The organism is Planotetraspora silvatica (assembly GCF_016863315.1).
In the GTDB taxonomy this organism is placed as follows: domain Bacteria; phylum Actinomycetota; class Actinomycetes; order Streptosporangiales; family Streptosporangiaceae; genus Planotetraspora; species Planotetraspora silvatica.
On record NZ_BOOQ01000010.1, the window covers coordinates 118317 to 136220 of the forward strand.

At 69.6% G+C, this 17904-nt stretch carries 21 protein-coding genes; 15 read left to right on the forward strand and 6 right to left on the reverse strand.

Annotated features, from left to right (window positions below; genetic code table 11):
• Positions 1–143 precede the first annotated feature (143 nt).
• The 7 genes from Psi02_RS09835 (at position 144) to hemL (ending at position 7897) form a co-directional block, all read left to right on the forward strand.
• Positions 144–872 carry a redox-sensing transcriptional repressor Rex gene (locus Psi02_RS09835; protein WP_203954665.1) on the forward strand — a complete coding sequence of 243 codons (729 nt, stop codon included), beginning with the start codon at positions 144–146 and terminating at the stop codon, positions 870–872.
• The gene (locus Psi02_RS09840) at positions 869–2227 is read left to right on the forward strand and encodes a glutamyl-tRNA reductase (protein ID WP_203973144.1); all 1359 of its coding nucleotides are present in this window, start codon (positions 869–871) and stop codon (positions 2225–2227) included. Before Psi02_RS09835 ends, Psi02_RS09840 begins: the two co-directional genes overlap by 4 nt.
• On the forward strand, positions 2224–3135 hold the full coding sequence (gene hemC, locus Psi02_RS09845) for a hydroxymethylbilane synthase (RefSeq protein ID WP_275415176.1): 912 nt from the start codon (positions 2224–2226) through the stop codon (positions 3133–3135). Before Psi02_RS09840 ends, hemC begins: the two co-directional genes overlap by 4 nt.
• Complete coding sequence (locus Psi02_RS09850; RefSeq protein ID WP_203973145.1) at positions 3132–4721, forward strand: bifunctional uroporphyrinogen-III C-methyltransferase/uroporphyrinogen-III synthase; 1590 nt, start codon at positions 3132–3134, stop codon at positions 4719–4721. The genes hemC and Psi02_RS09850 overlap by 4 nt, the downstream gene beginning before the upstream one ends.
• Positions 4722–4816: 95 nt before the next feature.
• Positions 4817–5839, forward strand: a complete 1023-nt coding sequence (gene hemB / locus Psi02_RS09855; protein ID WP_239094762.1) for a porphobilinogen synthase — start codon at positions 4817–4819, stop codon at positions 5837–5839.
• Positions 5840–5922: 83 nt separating this feature from the next.
• The gene (locus Psi02_RS09860; protein ID WP_203973147.1) at positions 5923–6567 is read left to right on the forward strand and encodes a bifunctional DNA primase/polymerase; all 645 of its coding nucleotides are present in this window, start codon (positions 5923–5925) and stop codon (positions 6565–6567) included.
• A gap of 43 nt (positions 6568–6610) precedes the next feature.
• Positions 6611–7897 (forward strand): glutamate-1-semialdehyde 2,1-aminomutase, encoded by a 1287-nt coding sequence (hemL, locus tag Psi02_RS09865; RefSeq protein ID WP_203973148.1) that lies wholly within the window; start codon positions 6611–6613, stop codon positions 7895–7897.
• Positions 7898–7900: 3 nt separating this feature from the next.
• Here hemL and Psi02_RS09870 read toward each other — a convergent pair whose 3' ends face one another.
• The 4 genes from Psi02_RS09870 to Psi02_RS40675 form a co-directional block, all read right to left on the reverse strand.
• Positions 7901–8497 carry a Uma2 family endonuclease gene (locus tag Psi02_RS09870; RefSeq protein WP_239094763.1) on the reverse strand — a complete coding sequence of 199 codons (597 nt, stop codon included), beginning with the start codon at positions 8495–8497 and terminating at the stop codon, positions 7901–7903.
• Between the two features lie 103 nt (positions 8498–8600).
• Positions 8601–9059, reverse strand: coding sequence for an EamA family transporter (locus Psi02_RS09875; protein ID WP_203973150.1), 459 nt, complete (start codon positions 9057–9059; stop codon positions 8601–8603).
• On the reverse strand, positions 9047–9571 hold the full coding sequence (locus Psi02_RS09880; RefSeq protein WP_203973151.1) for an EamA family transporter: 525 nt from the start codon (positions 9569–9571) through the stop codon (positions 9047–9049). Before Psi02_RS09880 ends, Psi02_RS09875 begins: the two co-directional genes overlap by 13 nt.
• Before the next feature lie 24 nt (positions 9572–9595).
• Positions 9596–9721: a hypothetical protein gene (locus Psi02_RS40675; protein WP_275415177.1), complete on the reverse strand. Its 126-nt coding sequence runs from the start codon at positions 9719–9721 to the stop codon at positions 9596–9598.
• Positions 9722–9795: 74 nt separating this feature from the next.
• Here Psi02_RS40675 and Psi02_RS09885 point away from each other — a divergent pair, with 74 nt between their 5' ends.
• The 6 genes from Psi02_RS09885 to ccsB all read left to right on the forward strand — a co-directional run bounded on the left by Psi02_RS09885 (position 9796) and on the right by ccsB (position 15335).
• Positions 9796–10704 (forward strand): LysR family transcriptional regulator, encoded by a 909-nt coding sequence (locus Psi02_RS09885; protein WP_203973152.1) that lies wholly within the window; start codon positions 9796–9798, stop codon positions 10702–10704.
• A 12-nt stretch (positions 10705–10716) separates the two neighbouring features.
• On the forward strand, positions 10717–11355 hold the full coding sequence (locus Psi02_RS09890) for a histidine phosphatase family protein (RefSeq protein WP_203973153.1): 639 nt from the start codon (positions 10717–10719) through the stop codon (positions 11353–11355).
• A 75-nt stretch (positions 11356–11430) separates the two neighbouring features.
• A complete protein-coding gene (locus Psi02_RS09895; RefSeq protein ID WP_203973154.1) occupies positions 11431–11994 on the forward strand; it encodes a TlpA family protein disulfide reductase in 564 nt (187 codons plus the stop codon).
• Complete coding sequence (locus Psi02_RS09900; RefSeq protein ID WP_203973155.1) at positions 11987–12718, forward strand: cytochrome c biogenesis CcdA family protein; 732 nt, start codon at positions 11987–11989, stop codon at positions 12716–12718. The genes Psi02_RS09895 and Psi02_RS09900 overlap by 8 nt, the downstream gene beginning before the upstream one ends.
• Entirely contained in the window at positions 12718–14382 is a 1665-nt protein-coding gene (resB, locus tag Psi02_RS09905; protein WP_203973156.1) for a cytochrome c biogenesis protein ResB, read from the forward strand. The genes Psi02_RS09900 and resB overlap by 1 nt, the downstream gene beginning before the upstream one ends.
• Before the next feature lie 2 nt (positions 14383–14384).
• Positions 14385–15335, forward strand: coding sequence for a c-type cytochrome biogenesis protein CcsB (gene ccsB / locus Psi02_RS09910; protein ID WP_203973157.1), 951 nt, complete (start codon positions 14385–14387; stop codon positions 15333–15335).
• Between the two features lie 532 nt (positions 15336–15867).
• Here the strand turns inward: ccsB and Psi02_RS09915 are convergent.
• Positions 15868–16197, reverse strand: a complete 330-nt coding sequence (locus Psi02_RS09915) for a PLDc N-terminal domain-containing protein (protein WP_203973158.1) — start codon at positions 16195–16197, stop codon at positions 15868–15870.
• Between the two features lie 147 nt (positions 16198–16344).
• Between Psi02_RS09915 and Psi02_RS09920 the strand changes: the two genes are divergently transcribed.
• Positions 16345–17277, forward strand: coding sequence for a hypothetical protein (locus Psi02_RS09920; protein ID WP_203973159.1), 933 nt, complete (start codon positions 16345–16347; stop codon positions 17275–17277).
• Between the two features lie 10 nt (positions 17278–17287).
• Positions 17288–17524, forward strand: coding sequence for a hypothetical protein (locus Psi02_RS09925; RefSeq protein ID WP_203973160.1), 237 nt, complete (start codon positions 17288–17290; stop codon positions 17522–17524).
• A 95-nt stretch (positions 17525–17619) separates the two neighbouring features.
• On the opposite strand, the gene Psi02_RS09930 is transcribed toward Psi02_RS09925, so the two are convergent.
• On the reverse strand, positions 17620–17859 hold the full coding sequence (locus tag Psi02_RS09930; protein ID WP_203881816.1) for a BldC family transcriptional regulator: 240 nt from the start codon (positions 17857–17859) through the stop codon (positions 17620–17622).
• Between the last annotated feature and the right edge of the window lie 45 nt (positions 17860–17904).

The following is a 17904-nucleotide window of genomic DNA, read 5'->3' on the forward strand; positions in this document are numbered from 1 at the left end:
CTACCGGGCCGCTGTCCTGGGACAGTTAACGGACGCTCACTTTGTGCGTAGCTTCACAAAGGCACTAATGTGATGTTCATCCGTCGCATCCGCTCGTGCGGCCGGGGACGCACCGGCCGTCCGTCCCCCTGGAGCACCGGCACGTGACACGCCGTATTCCGCAAGCACGCGATCGTGGCATTCCCGACGCGACCGTCGCGAGACTGCCGCTCTATCTGCGTGCCCTCAACGGGCTGTCCGAGCGCGGAACTCCGACGGTGAGTTCGGAGGACCTGGCGATGGCCGCGGGGGTGAACTCCGCGAAGCTCCGCAAGGACCTGTCCCACCTCGGCTCGTACGGCACGCGTGGCGTCGGTTACGACGTCCAATACTTGATCTACCAGATCTCACGTGAGCTTGGTCTCACCCAGGATTGGGCCGTCGCCATCGTCGGAGTCGGTAACCTCGGTCGGGCCCTCGCCAACTACGGCGGGTTCGCATCCAGGGGATTTCGCATCGCGGGCCTCCTGGACGCCGATCCCGCAGTGGTCGGCGACCGGATCGCCGGTCTCGTCGTGGAGCACACCGACGAACTGGAGTCCGTGATCGCCGGCCGCGCGGTGTCGATCGTGGTGATCGCCACGCCGGCGACCGCGGCGCAACATGTCTGCGATCGGGTCACGGAGGCGGGTGTCACGAGTATTTTGAACTTCGCGCCTGTCGTGCTGAATGTGCCTGAGGGCGTAGATGTCCGTAAAGTCGATTTATCTATCGAGCTGCAGATCCTTGCGTTCCACGAGCAGCGCAAGGCCAATGGAGGGCCCATCATGGCCGAGGAGTGGCCAGGCGGGGTTGAACAAGTGAATGAGCGATCGATCGGAGCGAGCTCATGAGCCTCCTCGTCGTCGGGCTGAGCCATCGGTCCGCTCCCGTGGCGCTTCTTGAGCGCGTCACGGTCAGCGGCGATGCGCTCGAAAAGCTCCTGCACGGCGTCAGCCAGAGCGAGCACGTGGCCGAGGCCCTGGTGGTCTCCACCTGCAACCGGGTCGAGGTCTACGCCGACGTCGATCGATTCCACGGTGGTGTGACCGCCATCAGCGATCTGCTGAGCGCGCACTCCGGCATGCCTCAGGAGCAGCTCGGCAGGCACCTCTACGTGCACTACGAGGACCGGGCGGTCCAGCATCTGTTCAACGTGACCTGCGGGCTCGACTCGATGGTGGTCGGCGAGGGGCAGATCCTCGGGCAGTTCCGCTCCGCCCTGCGGCTCGCGCAGAACCAGGGCACGGCGGGGTCCTCGCTCAACGAGCTCGCGCAGCACGCTCTGCGCGTCGGCAAGCGCGCGCACACCGACACCGACATCGACCGGGCCGGCGCGTCGCTGGTGGGAGTCGGCCTGACCCTGGCCGAGCGGGTGATCGGCCCGATCGCCGGCAGGCGGGCCCTGGTCGTCGGCGCCGGTTCGATGAGCGCCCTGTCCGCCGCAACGCTGTCCCGCGCCGGCGTGACGGACATCGTCATCGCCAACCGCACGCACGCCCGTGCCGTACGGCTGGCTGAGACGGTCGGCGGGAGGGCCGCCCACCTGGCGGATCTTCCCGCGGAGCTCGCCCAGGCCGATCTGGTGATCTCCTGTGTCGGGGCCGGCTCCCGCGCGGTCACGGCGGAGATGGTCATGGCCGCGATGGAGACACGCGAGCCCGGCGGGCTCTTCCTCCTCGACCTCGCGCTCCCGCACGACATCGACCCGGGCGTGCGCGCCATCCCCGGCGTGACGCTCGTCGACCTGGAGTCGATGCAGCAGGCCGGTCTGGGAGAGGGCACCGGTGACGGCGGTCATGCCGAGGCGATCACCGCGGTCAAGCGGATCATCGCCGAGGAGGTCACGGCCTACCTCGACTCCGAGCGGGCCGCCAAGGTGACCCCGACGGTGGTCGCGCTGCGGAGCAAGGCCGCGCAGGTGGTCGAGGCGGAGATCGGCCGGCTGATGTCGCGGCTGCCGACCTTGGACGCGCGAATGCGCGACGAGGTCACCCAGACCGTCAGGAGGGTCGTCGACAAGCTGCTCCACGAGCCCACGGTGCGGGTGAAGCAGCTGGCCACCTCGCCTGGGGGCGATCACTACGCCGAGGCGCTCCGCGAGCTGTTCGACCTCGATCCGAAGGCGCCCGACGCCGTCTCCGGCATCGAGCTCGCCACTCTCGAGGCCGACCGCCGCGAATCCGATGGCAGGGGAGCCGAGCAGTGAGCGCCGCCCTGCGTCTCGGGACGCGCAAGAGCCTGATGGCGACCACGCAGTCGCAGTCCGTCGCCGACCGGCTGACCGGCCTGACGGGCCGGGAGGTGGAACTGGTCGGCATCACCACCTTCGGGGACGTCACCAAGGCCCAGCTGACCCAGCTCGGCGGCACCGGCGTCTTCGTCAGCGAGTTGCGTGCCAAGCTGGCCGAGGGTGCGATCGACTTCGCGGTCCACTCGCTGAAGGATCTCCCCACGACGCCCGACGAGCAGATCGTGATCGCGGCCATCCTGCCCCGCGACGACCCGCGTGACGCGCTGGTCAGCAACGCCAAGCTGGCGGACCTGCCGCCGGGGGCGCGGATCGGCACCGGTTCGCCGCGTCGCGTGGCCCAGCTCCGCTCGCTCCGGCCGGACCTCGACTACCAGCCCATTCGCGGCAACGCGGACACGCGCATCGGGAAGATAGCCTCGGGTGAGTTCGACGGTGTCGTGCTCGCCGCCGCCGGCCTGGAAAGGATCGGGCGCGACAGGGAGATCTCGGAGATCTTCGATGTCGATGCCATGGTCCCGGCCCCCGGGCAGGGCGCCCTCGCCGTCGAGTGCCTGGCCTCCCGCACAGACCTGATCGAGTTGCTCGGCGCCCTCGACGACCCGCGTACGCGGGCCGCCGTGACGGCCGAGCGCTCGGTCCTCGCAGCCCTCGAGGCCGGTTGCGCGGCACCAGTAGGTGCTTTCGCGTCCGGTGACGGGCACATTCTCAATCTGACCGCAGTCGTCGTCGCCGCCGACGGCGCGCGGTCGGTGCGCAAGTCCGCCTCCGGACCTCCTCCGGCGGCCATGGACCTCGGCCGTGATCTCGCGGCCGCCATGATCGCTGAAGGGGCCGATACGTTGATGGGGGAGCAGACCCATTGAGCTCCGCGAACCGCAGTCCGCAGGCCCGTTCCGGGTTCGTCGCCTTCGTGGGCGCCGGACCGGGTGACGCGAACCTGCTCACATTGCGCGGCGCCGACCTGCTGGGCAGGGCCGACGTCGTCGTTCTCGATCAGGAGGCGTACGGCTCGCTGCTGCGCCATTGCCGCGCGGGCGTGGAGGTCATGGACATCTCCCCGGACGCCGCGGAGAACTCGGTCTCGCTGAGGACGATCCAGCACGCGAAGGCAGGGCGGACCGTGGTCCGGCTGTGCCCGGGAGACCCGTCGTTCTTCTCCTCGGTCGGTGACGAGGTCGCGGCGTGCGCCAAGGCGGACATCGAGTTCGAGATCGTTCCAGGCGTGCCGCCCGCCACGGCGGTGCTGACCTACGCGGGCATCCCGCCGGCGCCGGGTGTTCCCGAGTTCCGCGTCGTGGACGCGGCACAGGTCGACGACTGGGCGCCGCACGCCGCCTGCACGGGCACCCTGGTCATCTACAACGGGGTCACGGACGCCGTACCGATCGGCAAGGCCCTGATCGCGGGAGGAAAGCCGGACTCGACCCCGGTCGCGGTCACCAGCGACGGAACGACGACCGAGCAGTACACGGTCGTGTCGTCGCTCGGCCGCCTCGGCCCTGATCTCAAGCACGCGGGCATGACCGAGCCGGCGGTGATCGTCGTGGGTGACGTCGTCGCCGCGCGCGACAAGTTGTCGTGGTTCGAGACCAAGGCGCTCTTCGGCTGGCGGGTGCTCGTCCCGCGTACCAAGGAGCAGGCGGAGGGCCTCTCGGAGCAACTGCGGTCGTACGGCGCGGTGCCGGAGGAGGTCCCGACCATCTCGGTGGAGCCGCCGCGCACCCCGCAGCAGATGGACCGGGCGATCAAGGGCCTGGTCACGGGCCGCTACGAGTGGGTGGCCTTCACCAGCGCGAACGCGGTCAAGGCCGTCCGGGAGAAGTTCGAGGAGTACGGCCTGGACGCCCGGGCCTTCGCCGGGCTGAAGGTCGCCGCCGTGGGCGACCCCACCGCCCAGGCCCTCGTGGAGTTCGGCGTGAAACCCGACCTCATGCCCACGGGCGAGCAGTCGTCGGAGGGGCTGCTGGCGGAGTGGCCTCCGTACGACTCGATGCTGGACCCGATCAACCGCGTCCTGCTGCCCAGGGCCGACATCGCGACCGAGACGCTGGTCGCCGGGCTCACCGAGCTCGGCTGGGAGTGCGACGACGTCACGGCGTACCGGACGGTCCGCGCCGCGCCCCCGCCCGCGCCCATCCGTGAGGCGATCAAGGGCGGCGGTTTCGACGCGGTGCTGTTCACCTCGTCCTCGACGGTGCGGAACCTGGTGGGCATCGCGGGCAAGCCGCACAACGTCACGGTCATCGCCGTGATCGGCCCGCAGACCGCCAAGACGGCCGAGGAGTTCGGCCTGCGCGTGGACGTGATGGCGGACAAACCATCGGCTTCCGCTCTGGCGGCCGCCCTCGCGGACTATGGTGCCAAGCAGCGGCACGCGGCGATCTCCGCGGGCGAGGTGCCTCGCAGGCCCTCCCAGACTCGCAGGGGCGCCCGGCGTCGTGTGAAGTGAGTGAGCGGGATGACGCGCCCGGATCGGATGCGTTGAACCGCATGAGGGCCTCGACGTCGTCGTGGGGCCTTCCGAACCCGAGCGGAGAGTCCACAGTGAACGCGCGTTCCCGTAATCTCCCGCCGGCGACTGACCTGGCTCAGTTCCCGGTGGCCCGGCCACGCCGGCTGCGCCGTACGGCACCGCTCCGCCGAATGGTCGCGGGGACGCGGCTGGATCCGGCCGAGCTGATCCTGCCGTTGTTCGTCAAGGAGGGCATCGACGAGCCGCAGCCCGTGAGGTCGATGCCAGGTGTGTTCCAGCACACCCGCGACTCGCTCCGCAAGGCCGTCCACGAGGCGGCGGAGGCCGGGGTGGGCGGCGTCATCCTGTTCGGCGTGCCGGTCCACAAGGACGCCAGAGGCTCGGCCGCGGACGATCCCGAGGGCATCGTCCAGGTCGCGCTGCGCGATCTCGCGGCGGACATGGGCGACCAACTGGTCCTGATGACCGACACCTGCCTGGACGAGTACACCGACCACGGCCACTGTGGCCTGCTCACCGCGGCGGGCGAGGTGGACAACGACGCCACCCTGGAGCGGTACGCCTCGGCCGCGGTCGCGCAGGCGGCCGCCGGATCGCAGGTGATCGCGCCGAGCGGCATGATGGACGGGCAGGTCGGAGCCATCCGCGCGGCGCTGGACGCCGAGGGCTTCGCCGAGATCCCGATCCTGGCCTACTCCGCGAAGTACGCCTCCGGTTTCTACGGGCCCTTCCGCGACGCCGCCGAGTGCGCGCCGCAGTTCGGCGACCGCAACGCCTACCAGCAGGACCCGGCCGGGCCGATCGGCGAGGCGTTGCGAGAGGTGCGGCTCGACCTCGCCGAGGGCGCGGACGCCGTGATGGTCAAGCCGGCCCTGGCCTACCTGGACATCCTGAGCCAGGTGCGCGCGATGGTGGAGGTGCCGGTCGCGGCCTACCAGGTGAGCGGCGAGTACGCCATGGTCGAGGCGGCGGCCGCCAACGGCTGGATCGACCGGGAACGGATCATCATGGAGTCGCTCATCGCCATCCGGCGGGCCGGAGCCGACCTGATCTTGACCTACTGGGCCACAGAAGTCGCCCGCACACTATCCTGACCGTCCATCACGGGGGGTCGCCCTACACCGGTGTGGGGCGACAGGGCATTATCGGGAGCACGTTCCTTGTGGGGAGGGGCACCATGGTGGGGGTACCGCTGGCTCGTCGCACGAAACGGCGTGCGCACCGAGCGCCGCGGAAGATCACATCGGTGCTCGAATACGCCCAACTCGGCTGGCCCGTTTGCATGGGCGCCTATCCGCTCGACGAGGGCGGCCGTGCCTGTTCCTGCGACCGCATCGGATGTCCCGAGCCAGGCATGCACCCGCTGTCGCCTGCCTGGCAGATGCAGGCCACGACGGACACCGCGCTCCTGACCCGGTGGTGGGAGCTGGAACCCCAAACCAACGTGATTCTTCCCACAGGCAGGGTGTTCGACGTCTTCGACGTACCGGCGGCGGCAGGCCTGCCCGCCCTCGCCGCGATGGACGCAGCAGGCTTCGAGACCGGCCCGGTCGCCGCCAACGGCGACCGGGTTCTTTTTTTCGTCGCCACCCGTGGCGCCCCCGACGACGAGGACGAATGGTGGTCCTGCCACCTCGACGCCGATCCTGAGACCATCGACAACACGCCGGGCCTGCGCTGGCACTGTCGTGACAGCTACGTCCTCGCGCCGTCGTCGACGTTGCCCACCGGAGAGGCGGTGACCTGGATCAGGCCTCCTGACGGGCGGCCGCTGCCCGATCCGCTCCGCGTCCTCGACCTGCTGGCCGACGCTCTCGAGTGATCCGGTACGGCCGCCGGCGGCCCCGGCCCCTAATCTGGGGGACGTGACTCGAACGCAATCCTCCGAGGCCCTGTTCGCCCGCGCGCGTGAGGTCGTCCCCGGCGGCGTGAACTCGCCGGTGCGCGCCTTCGGCGCCGTCGGCGGCACTCCCCGGTTCATGGCCGCAGGTCAGGGACCGTACATCACCGACGTGGACGGCAACCGCTATGTCGACCTCGTGTGCTCCTGGGGCCCGATGATCCTCGGGCACCGGCATCCCGCCGTCGTGGAGGCCGTGGAGGAGGCGTTGTCGCGGGGGTTCTCCTACGGCACCGCCACCGAGGGCGAGGTCCTGCTGGCCGAGGAGATCGTCTCCAGGATCGAGCCGGTGGAGAAGGTCCGCCTGGTCAGCTCGGGCACCGAGGCCACGATGTCGGCCGTACGGCTCGCGCGGGGCTTCACCGGACGATCGAAGATCATCAAGTTCGCCGGCTGCTACCACGGGCACGTGGACGCGCTGCTCGCCTCGGCGGGCTCCGGAGTGGTCACCTTCGGCCTGCCCGACACCCCGGGAGTGACCGGAGCGTCGGCGGCCGACACGATCGTCCTGCCGTACAACTCGGTGGAGGCCGTGGAGGAGGCGTTCCGGGCATTCGAGATCGCCTGTGTGATCACCGAGGCCTGCCCGGCGAACATGGGCGTGGTACCGCCGGCGGAGGGGTTCAACCGGCGCCTGCGCGAGTTGTGCACAGAGAACGGCGCCCTGCTCATCATGGACGAGGTCCTGACGGGGTTCCGGGTCTCCGCGGAGGGCTGGTACGGCATCGACCCCGTCGAGGCCGACCTGATGACCTTCGGGAAGGTGATGGGCGGCGGTCTGCCCGCGGCGGCCTTCGGCGGCCGGGCCGACGTGATGGCCGCTCTCGCGCCCGAGGGGCCCGTCTACCAGGCCGGGACGTTGTCGGGCAATCCGCTCGCCTGCGCCGCCGGGCTGGCCACGCTGCAGGCCTGTGACGAGGACGTGTACGACCGGGTGGACGCCTCCGCCCTGGTGATCGGCCGGGCCGCGTCCGACGCGCTGGCCGCGGCGGGCGTCCCCCACCGGCTCCAGCGGGCGGGCAACCTGTTCTCGATCTTCTTCACCGACCGGCCCGTCACGGACTTCGATTCGGCCCGGGAGCAGAACACCGACGCCTATCGGGCCTTCTTCCACAGCATGCTCGACCAGGGGGTCTACCTGCCTCCGTCGGCCTACGAGGCGTGGTTCCTGTCGGCCGCCCACGACGACGAGGCGCTCACCCGCGTCGCGGAGGCCCTTCCGATCGCCGCCAAGGCGGCCGCGCAGGCCTGAGCGTCATTTGACCAGCGCGGCGAGATCGATGTCGATGGGGAAGGGCACGGACACGGCCAGCCGTTCGTGATGGATGCCGGTCAGGCCGTAGTGGCCGGTGGCCGGATCGATCTCGTAGACGTACACGACCGGCCGTCCGTCGTCCTCCTCGACCCGCCAGAAATGCGGGATGCCCGCCTCGCCGTACCGCTGGGGCTTGGTCTTGCGATCACGGTCGACGGAGTCAGGAGAGACGACCTCGACGACCAGACGGACTTCCGAGGGGTTGTAGAACGTCCGCTCATCGTCGGCCGCCGCCTCCGCGGTGACCACGAGAACGTCGGGGCACGGGCGCATCCGAGGCCCGAGCTTCACATCCATCTGGTCGACGGTCGCGAGCCGGTCGGGGGCCTGGGCGTCGAGTCGCTCCGTCAGCCCGCGGATCAGGCGCTGGTGGAACCGTCGCTGGGGTGACCTGAAGACAAGGGCTCCATCGATCAGCTCGACGCGCTTGAAGAAGTCAGGCTCGCCGTTCGGGCCTTCAGACGGCGGGCAATCGAGATCGTCAGCGGTCCAGCCCCAGGGAGGCGGCGCCGGCCAGTACTCGAGTCCGCTGCTCATGTCGCCGAACGTAGCATCGTCACTGTTACTGAACGTGGTCATTCCAATCGCCTCCGTGTTCTTCGTCCATCTCTCCTTGTCGAGGGAGAAAGGGGCGGCTGAGTCACGGGGTGAGGCGGTCGCTCGGCTCGGCTGAGGGTGGCAGCAGCACCGTGTCGGGCCTGGAGGCGGCGCGGCGGGCCCAGGCGCGGACGACGAGTGTGCGCAGGTAATCGGTGCCGGGTGCGACGGCCGGTGCCGGTCGCCTGCCGGCGTAGAGCAGGCCGGCCACGATCAGCACGCCCGCCGCGACGGTGACGGGAGAGATCGGCTCGCCGGTGAACAACGCGGCCGACGACAGGCCGAAGATCGGGACGAGCAGCGCGTACGGCGCGACCACCGAGGCGTCGTACCGGGCGAGGAGCAGGCCCCACACGCCGAACCCGCCCAGGGTCGAGATGAGAGCGGTGTACAGCACGGCGCCCACGCCCTCGGCGGTGACGACGCCAAGTGAGGAGGGCCCCTCGACCAGCACGGCCAGCACGAGCAGCGGCACCGAGGAGACGGCGCTCACCCAGACCATGAACCGGAGCGAGTCCGGGGAGACGCCTTCCGCATGAACACGTTGCCGAGGCCCCACGCCACGGCGGCGCCCACACAGAGCAGGAACGCGCCGAGGGGGACGGCGCCGGTCAGTTCGATCGTGAGCAGGGCTAGGCCGCCGAAGGCGATCGCCGTGCCGTACACGCGGCGGATCCCGGGCCGCTCACCGAGCAGCGGCACCGCGAAGGCCGCGGTGAAGATCGCCTGAACCTGGATCACCAGGGACGCCAATCCTGGGGGCATTCCGGCGCGCATGCCCAGCAGGAGCAGGCCGTACTGGGCGACCCCGAGGGTGGCTCCCGTCGCGAGCACCCAGCGCCAGGGAGTCCGCGGCTTTCCGACGAACAGCACCGCGGGGAAGGCGGCCAGAAGGAAGCGGAGTGCCGCGTACATGAGCGGCGGATAGTGCCTGAGTCCCGCGTCCATGACGACGAAGTTGAAGCCCCAGACGGCCGCGAGGCCGACCGCCAGGGCTACGTGACGAGCGCGCATGCGCTGGTGGGGGGATGCGGGGCGTCAGCGGGCGGTGGTGGGGCGACCGGTCCGGCTGTGCCGCGCGTTGGTCGCCAGCGCCTCCAGATACGACACCTCGGAGTGGGACGGACGGGTCGGCTTAGTGAAGAGCTTGTTGAGGATTCTCATGGCAATATCTTCGCAGTGCTTAATAGTTGAGCACAAGCAAGATTTTCTAAGGCGGATGCTTTAGACTGGCTTACATGTTGGATCTCAATCGGCTGAAGGCCCTGCACGCGGTGGCCGTCTACGGTTCCGTGGGAGCCGCCGCCGACGCTCTGATGGTCACGCCCTCGGCCATCTCCCAGCAGCTCGCCAAGCTGGAGCGGGAGACCGGCACGGTCCTCGTGGAGCGCAACGGGCGAGGCGTGAAGCTGACGGACGCGGCGGGGCTGCTGGCGGACCACGCCGAGAGGATCCTCGCTCTGGTCGAGACCGCGGAGGCCGACTTCGAGGCCCTGCGCGGCTCCGTGGTGGGAAAGCTGACGATGGCGGCCTTTCCCACAGCAGCCCGCGGCATCCTTCCGCGTGCCCTCACCCGGCTGAAGAAGGACCATCCCGACCTCGCCCTGCTGGTCCACGAGCGGGAGCCCGAGCGGCAACTCCGGGACGTCTCGCGCGGAGAGATCGATCTCGCCGTCGTCCAGGACTGGCTCAACCGGCCGATGGCGATGCCCGACGGCCTGTCACGCGCGGCGCTGATGGACGACATCGCGGACGTCATCGTCCCGGCCGATCACCCGCTGGCCGGCAGGCGCGAGGCGCAACTCGCCGACCTCCCCGGTGACAGCTGGATCAGCTCCTCCCCGGGCACGGTGTGTCACGACTTCCTGAGCTTCCTGCTCCGCTCGGTCGAGAGGGAGCCGGAGATCGTCTGCATGGCGGACGAGTACCCCACCCAGATCGCCCTGGTGGCCGAAGGGCACGGATGCGCGCTGATCCCGCGCCTCGGGCGCGGCCCGCTGCCCGAGAACGTCGGCGTGGTGGCGATCCAGCCCCGGCCGGTCCGGCGGCTCTACGCGGTCTGGCGCACCGACGCGGCCCGTCGCCCCGCCATCCGCGCCGCGGTCGAGGCCCTGCGTGCATCGTGCGCCGATCTCGATGCCGGGTAGTCTGTCTTCGCCATGACTGAGAGCACGATCGTTCACCTCCTGCGCCACGGTGAAGTCCACAACCCCGCGGGCGTCCTGTACGGCAGGTTGCCGGGTTATCCGCTGTCGGCCAACGGCAGGCAGATGGCCGAATTGGTCGCCAAGGCGGTCGGCGGCAGGGACATCGTGGAGATCCGCAGCTCGCCGATGGAGCGGGCCCAGGAGACCGCGGCCCCGTCGGCCGAGGCGCTGGACCTCACGGTCAAGATCGATGATCGCCTGATCGAGGCGTCCAACGTCTTCGAGGGCATGCGGGTGGCGGGTGGCGACGGCGTCTTCCGCGACCCGCGCTACTACCGCCACTTCAGAAACCCGTTCAAGCCCTCATGGGGCGAGCCGTACGGCGAGGTCGTCGCCCGCATGAAGGCGGTCATCGACGACGTGCGCGAGCAGGCGAGGGGGCACGAGGCGCTGCTCGTCAGCCACCAGTTGCCCATCTGGGTGACACGCCTCGCGGCCGAGGGCCGGCGGCTGTGGCACGACCCGCGCCGCCGCCAGTGCGCGCTGGCCAGCCTCACGAGTTTCACCTTCGAGAACGGCCGTCTCATCAGTGTCGGCTACAGCGAGCCCGCGGGTTCGCTGCTCAAGGGCAATCCCGTTCCGGGAGCCTGACCCGACGGTCCCAGCGACCGGTGTGGTCGGTAGAGTGACAGCTCTACCGGCTGTAGTGCAAGGAGATCGCCTCCCGTGACCGCCAAGAGCCTGCCCGTGATCGCCGCTCTGGCCGTGACAGCCCTCGCAGGCTGCGCGGGCGGTCAGTCGTCCTCCGACCCCGGTGGCACGCGTTTCGTCGCGGGCGACGGCAAGGTCCAGGTGTTCTCCGCCGCCGAACGGCACCAGGCCCCCGCGATCGAGGGCGCGACGATCGACGGCACGACGGAGAAGCTCGCCACGGGCAAGGTCTACGTCCTGAACTTCTGGGCGTCGTGGTGCGCCCCCTGCCGGGCCGAGGCGCCGGTGCTCAAGGACATCGCGGCCAAGACGAAGGCCGCGGGCGTGCAGTTCGTCGGGATCAACTTCAAGGACCTGCAAGCCTCCGCCCAGGCCTACGACCGCAGGGTCCAGCCCGGCTATCCCAGCATCTTCGACAAGACGGGCAAGGTGCTGCTGTCGTTCCAGGGCACCGTGCCGCCGGCGGCCATCCCCTCCACGCTGATCATCGACAGCCAGGGCCGCATCGCCGGTCGCGCGCTCGGCGCGGTCAAGTACAACGAACTGCTCAGCGCGATCACCAAGGTGAGCGATGAGTGATCTCGGCAGCACCGTCGCGACGGGTTCGCTGGTGCTGGCCCTCCCGATCGCGCTGCTGGCCGGCCTGGTGTCGTTCGTGTCCCCGTGCGTGCTCCCGCTGGTTCCCGGCTACCTGTCGTACGTGACGGGCATGAGCGGCGACCCGAAGCGGAGCAGGATGGTTCTCGGCAGCGCCCTGTTCGTGCTCGGTTTCGCGGCCGTGTTCGTGCTCGGCGGGGCTCTGTTCGGCGGCGTCGGCGGGGTCCTGCTGGGGAACTCCCAAGTGATCACCCGCGTGCTGGGTGTGCTGACCATCGTCCTCGGCCTCGCCTTCATCGGCCTCATCCCCGGTCTGGAGCGCGAGGTGCGGATCCGCCGCTTCCCCGCGGCGGGCCTCGCCGGGGCTCCGCTGCTCGGTGTGGTGTTCGGGCTCGGCTGGACGCCGTGCATCGGGCCCACGCTGGCCGTGGTCCTCACCCTCTCCGTCGACCAGGGCAGCGCCGCCAGAGGCGCCGCCCTCGCCTTCGTCTACGCCCTCGGACTCGGACTGCCCTTCGTGCTGGCCGGCCTCGCCTACCGCAAGGCCCTGCACGCGTTCGCGGCCGTGCGCCGCCACACCGTGGTCATCACGCGGGTGGGCGGGGCCATGCTGGTCTGCGTGGGCCTGCTCCTCGTGACCGGGCTCTGGGGCGACCTCATCGCCGGCCTGCAGGGCTGGGTCGGCGGATTCGAACCGGTGATCTGATGACTGTTCCACCCGACACCGAGACGACCGGAACCCCCGAGGCGTCCGTCACGATCGAGTCCGCCCCCAAGGAGCCCGCGCGGCCCGTGGGCCTGGGGGTGATCGGCTGGCTCCGCTGGGGCTGGCGGACGCTCACCTCGATGCGCACGGCGCTCATCCTGCTGTTCCTGTTCGCGCTCGGCTCCGTGCCTGGCTCGATCTTCCCCCAGCGTGGCGTCGACCCGGACAAGGTGGCGCAGTACTTCGCGAACTCGCCCACCGAGGCGAAGTGGCTGGACCGGTTCCAGCTGTTCGACGTGTTCACCGCGCCGTGGTACGCCGCCGTCTACCTACTGCTGTTCGTCTCGCTCGCCGGGTGCGTGCTTCCCCGCGCGCTGTCCCACGTCAAGGAGATCCGCCGCAAGCCGCCGGCCGCGCCGCGCAACCTCCTGCGCCTGCCGTACGGCGAGGCCTTCGAGGGCGGGCTGACCGTCGAGGAGGCCGCCGCGAAACTGCGCAGGAAGCGCTTCCGCGTCGTCACGGGCCCGGACTGGGTCGCGGCGGAGAAGGGCTACCTGCGCGAGACCGGCAACCTCCTGTTCCACGTCGCGCTGCTCGCGCTGCTTTTCGCCGTCGGCGCCGGAGGCCTGTACGGCTATCGCGGCAACGTGCTGGTGGTCGAGGGCGACGGCTTCGCCAACACGGTCGCGGCCTACGACCGGTTCATGCCGGGGCAGCGGGTGTCGGCCGAGTCGCTGACGCCGTTCTCCTTCACCCTCAAGGACTTCCAGGCCTCTTACGTCGGGTCCGGGGAGAAGATGGGCCAGCCGCTGGACTACAGCGCGAAGCTCTCCGTGCAGGACACGCCGTCGTCCGCCCCGCGTGACGTCGACCTGAAGGTCAACGACCCGCTCGACGTCAACGGCACGCTGACCTATCTCATCGGGCACGGCTACGCTCCCACGTTCAAGGTGACGGATGGGAAGGGCCAGGTGGCCTTCGACGGGCCCGTGCCGTGCCTCGTCGACGACCAGGCGACCTACACCTCCGAATGCACCATCAAGGTGCCCGACGCGCAGCCGACCCAACTCGGGTTCGTGGCGCGCTTCCTGCCGAGCACGGTGCCGAACGGGAACGCCTGGGTGTCGGTCTTCCCCGCCGCGGTCAATCCCACGGTGCAGATCATCGGCTCCTTCAAGGGTGACCTCGGCCTCGACTCGGGCCAGCCGCAGTCGGTCTACGTGCTCGACTCCGACAAGCTGAAGCCCCTGGGCAAGATGTCCGCGCAGCCGGCGGCGCCGCTCGCCCTCGGCGAGACGCGTGACCTGCCCGACGGCGCCGGGAAGATCCAGTTCACCGGCGTCAAGGAATGGATCACCCTTCAGACCACTCGCGACCCCGGCCGCATCCCCGCCCTGGGCGCCGCCGCGGCCGCGGTGCTCGGCCTCGTGCTCTCCCTCATGATCCGCCGGCGCAGGGTCTGGGTCCGGATGACGGACCGAAAAGTCACAGTGGGAGGATTGACCCGCACGGAAGGCGATAGCGGCGCATTCTCCGAGGAGTTCGCCGAACTCGTCTCCCTTCTCCGTGACTCTCAGGATTCTCCGGACTCTCAGGCTCCTCAGGCCGGGGACCGGCCCGCCGCCGCACCAGTTGAGCCGAGCACAGGCCCCGACGAGGAGTAGAGATGTCGTCCCAGGTCAACACGGGACTCGCCACCCTGAGCGATCAGCTCATCCTGGCGACCGTCCTCCTCTATCTCGCCGCCATGATCGGCTATGCCCTGGAACTGGCCTTCGGCCGGGTGCGCACGGTCACCGCCGAGAAGCGCCAGCCGGTGGCCGTGGGCGCGGCCTCGGCCGACGTCCTGCCGTCGGCCGAGACTCCGCGCGAGCCGGAGCCCGAGGCGTGGGCGGTCAGAGCGGGCGGCATCGCGGTCGTCCTCACGTGGATCGCATGGGCGGGAAACCTCGCCGGCATCCTCACCCGCGGCATCGCCGTGGACCGCTGGCCCTGGGCCAACATGTACGAGTTCGTGGTGGCCATCTGCTTCGCCGCCGTGACGGCCTTCCTGGTGCTCATGACCCGTCAGCCGATCCGGTTCCTCGGTGCGTTCGTCACCGTGACGGCGGCGCTCGGGCTCGGGTTCGCGGTGCTCTTCCTGCACGTCCAGGCGGGCCCGGTGATGCCGGCGCTGCACTCCTACTGGATCGCCATCCACGTCACGGCCGCCATCGTCGCCAGCGGCCTGTTCATCCTCGCCGGCGTCTGCGCCATCCTCTACCTGATCCGGCGCGACGACCGGGCGTCGGTCCTGCCCAGCCGTAAGGACCTGGAGCGCATCACGCATCGCGCGATCGTGATCTCCTTCCCGATCTGGACGTTCGCCGTCATCGCCGGAGCGATGTGGGCCGACCGGGCCTGGGGCCGTTACTGGGGCTGGGACCCCAAGGAGGTCTGGGCATTCATCACCTGGGTGGCGTACGCCGCCTACCTGCACGCCCGCGCGACGGCCGGATGGCGGGGCAAGGCCGCGATCATCGTGTCGCTGATCGCCTTCGCCTGCCTGCTCTTCAACCTGATCGGCGTGAACATCTTCTTCAGCGGCCTCCACTCCTACGCCGACGTCCCCAGCTAACCCCTCCCCCGCCGCCTCTCCGCCGTGATCATGCACAGATTCGTGATCATGGGCTCCAACGTGCGCCTCAATTGCGCGTGATCATGCACAGGTTCGGTCGCGGGGTGCCTGAGGTGTGCAAACGCATATCGTGATCATGCACAAGTTCGCGGATATGCCCGCTGACGTGCGCCAAGGATCGTCGTGATCATGCGCAGGGCCGTCCCGTGCCTTTGCTTGCCGGTTCACACCGCTGCGCCGTACGGCAGGCAAGCGGGGAAATGCATGATCACGAACGAGGTTTCCGCAGTTCGGCGGCACAATCACCGAAAGTGCGCATGATCACGTGCGATGGACGACGAGGTCGGCAGGGGTATCGCCGAATGCGTGCATGATCACGAATGGTGACAGGGCAGGTCGGTGGGGGTTTCACAGAATCTGTGCATGATCACGCGTGATGTATGTGCACGTCAAAGGTAATGATCACGAACTTGTGCATGATCACGGCAAGGGGTCACGGGCAAGGGGGTCACGGGCAGGGGGGCGCGGGGGGTCAGTCTTCGTCGCGGAGGCGGCGTTCTAGGTGGCGGAGGAACTCGGGGTCGTCGTCGGGACCTCTCGGGGCCTCGGGACGGGGGGCCGGCGGAGGCATCGTGGAGGGCGGCGCTCCATAGAGGCCACCCACTCCCGGGACCGTGTCGCCGACCCTGGGCCGCCCGAGCAGCACCCAGAGCAGGCCGCCCAGCGCGGCGAGCAGCACCACGATGATGACCCAGAGGATCTTCGGCAGTCTCCGGACATCCTGCTCCGGACTCGTGATCACGTCGAAAAGGCAGTAGAGCCAGAAGGCCAGCAGCGCTAGACCGATAATCACGCTAGGCATGTCCACACGTTAAGCCATGTCGCCATGTGATCGTGTTTGCGGGCCGATAGCCGTACATCATTCCGGGTGACGTGGCCAGGACGGCAACGTACGGTGGACCGGTAGAAAGGCGAGCGCGCGACAGCGACGTGACACATGAGAGGTGCGATGTCGGAGCCGGGCGACAGGGGACGCCACCGGCGGGGACCGCGGTGGTGGCAGCGCGGGCCGTACGTGTCGTCGCACCGGGAGGCCCGCGAGACCCGGGAGACCCGCGAGGTCCGGGAAGCCCGTGAGACTCGGGAAACCCGTGAGACTCGGGAAGCGCGGGAGTCCCATGACGTCGACGTGCCGGGGCGATTCATCGAGCGTTCCATCGAGAAGGTCCACGCGGTGACCGCTCCCGTCGTGGACGACAGGCCGCAGTACACGTGGCGCGACTTCGAACTGGACGACCAGCCCGCGCGCGCCGAGCCGCACCGGCCGGACGCGCCCGACCTGAGGGACGGCCGGCGCCACTGCGGCCCCCTGGAGCGCGTCCTGTTCCGTCAGTGGGACGCCATGGACGGGCCGCCGTCCGCCGACGCCGTCAGGGCGGTGGACGGCCTCGCGCGCCTCCCTGAGGGCCTCAAGGCGAAGCTGGCGATCGGGCTCGACGGCATCTACATCGGCCGCGGGGGCGTCCCCGACCTCGACGACATGGGGTACCTGCGCGGGGCGCCGCTTCCGTCCGGACGGGCCACCTGGGACATCTGCGCCGGCGCGTACGGCGACCGCAAGATCGTCGTCGGCGATCGGCCGTCGCCGACGCCTGACGTGATGATGCACGAAGTCGGGCATGCACTGGACGACGTGGACGCGAGTCCGGGACAGTGGGTCTCGGACTCTCCGGAGTTCGCCGCGCTCTACGACGACTGCATGCCGATGTTCGCCTCGGCGTTCCACCGGCAGCCCGGCGGTCTCGGCCGCAAGGAGTTCTTCGCCGACGCGTTCGCGGCGATCGCGTCGCGGCAGCGTCCGGCTCTGGTGGACATGCTCGGCGGCGACACCCGGACAGCGCTCAACGTCATGCTGTTCTTCAACAGGCGCTACGGAATCTAGGTGAAACGGGATGTACGTGATCCGGCTCGGTGACGGGACACTGCGTGTGCCCCAATCACTGACCAGCGATGACGGGCGCCTGATCGGCAACGCGTACGTCGAGATCGCTCCGGGGGAGCCCGACTACGACCGATGGGCGGCCGAGTCGATCACCGAAGCGGAGGAGGCCGAACGGCGCCGCCGCTGGCAGGAGGAGAACGATCAGTTGGAACAGGAGTTCCTGGCCTTCAAGGCCGAGCAGGACTGAGTCCGATGCGCGCCCGGGGCAGGACAGGCCGGGCTGACTCGGTGATCCTGCGCTATCCGGGTAGCGCGCAGGATCACCCGGTGCTGGTACTTGCGTCAGATCCGCGGTGATTCGCCATTCGGCCGATCGGCCGTGAGGACGTCCTCCCCGCGAAGGAGGGCGTGCACTTCCGACTCGCGGAACCGCCTGTGCCCACCGGGCGTACGGATGCTGCTGATTCGTCCCGCCGCGGCCCAGCGTGTCACGGTCTTCGGGTCGACCCGGAAGAGGGCGGCAACCTCTCCAGGGGTCAGCAGTCGCTCGCTGCTACTCTCCACAATCTCTCCCCCTCGCATCCCGCGTCCTGCAGCGGGGCGGACAGGTAACCAGTGTGCCGAGCG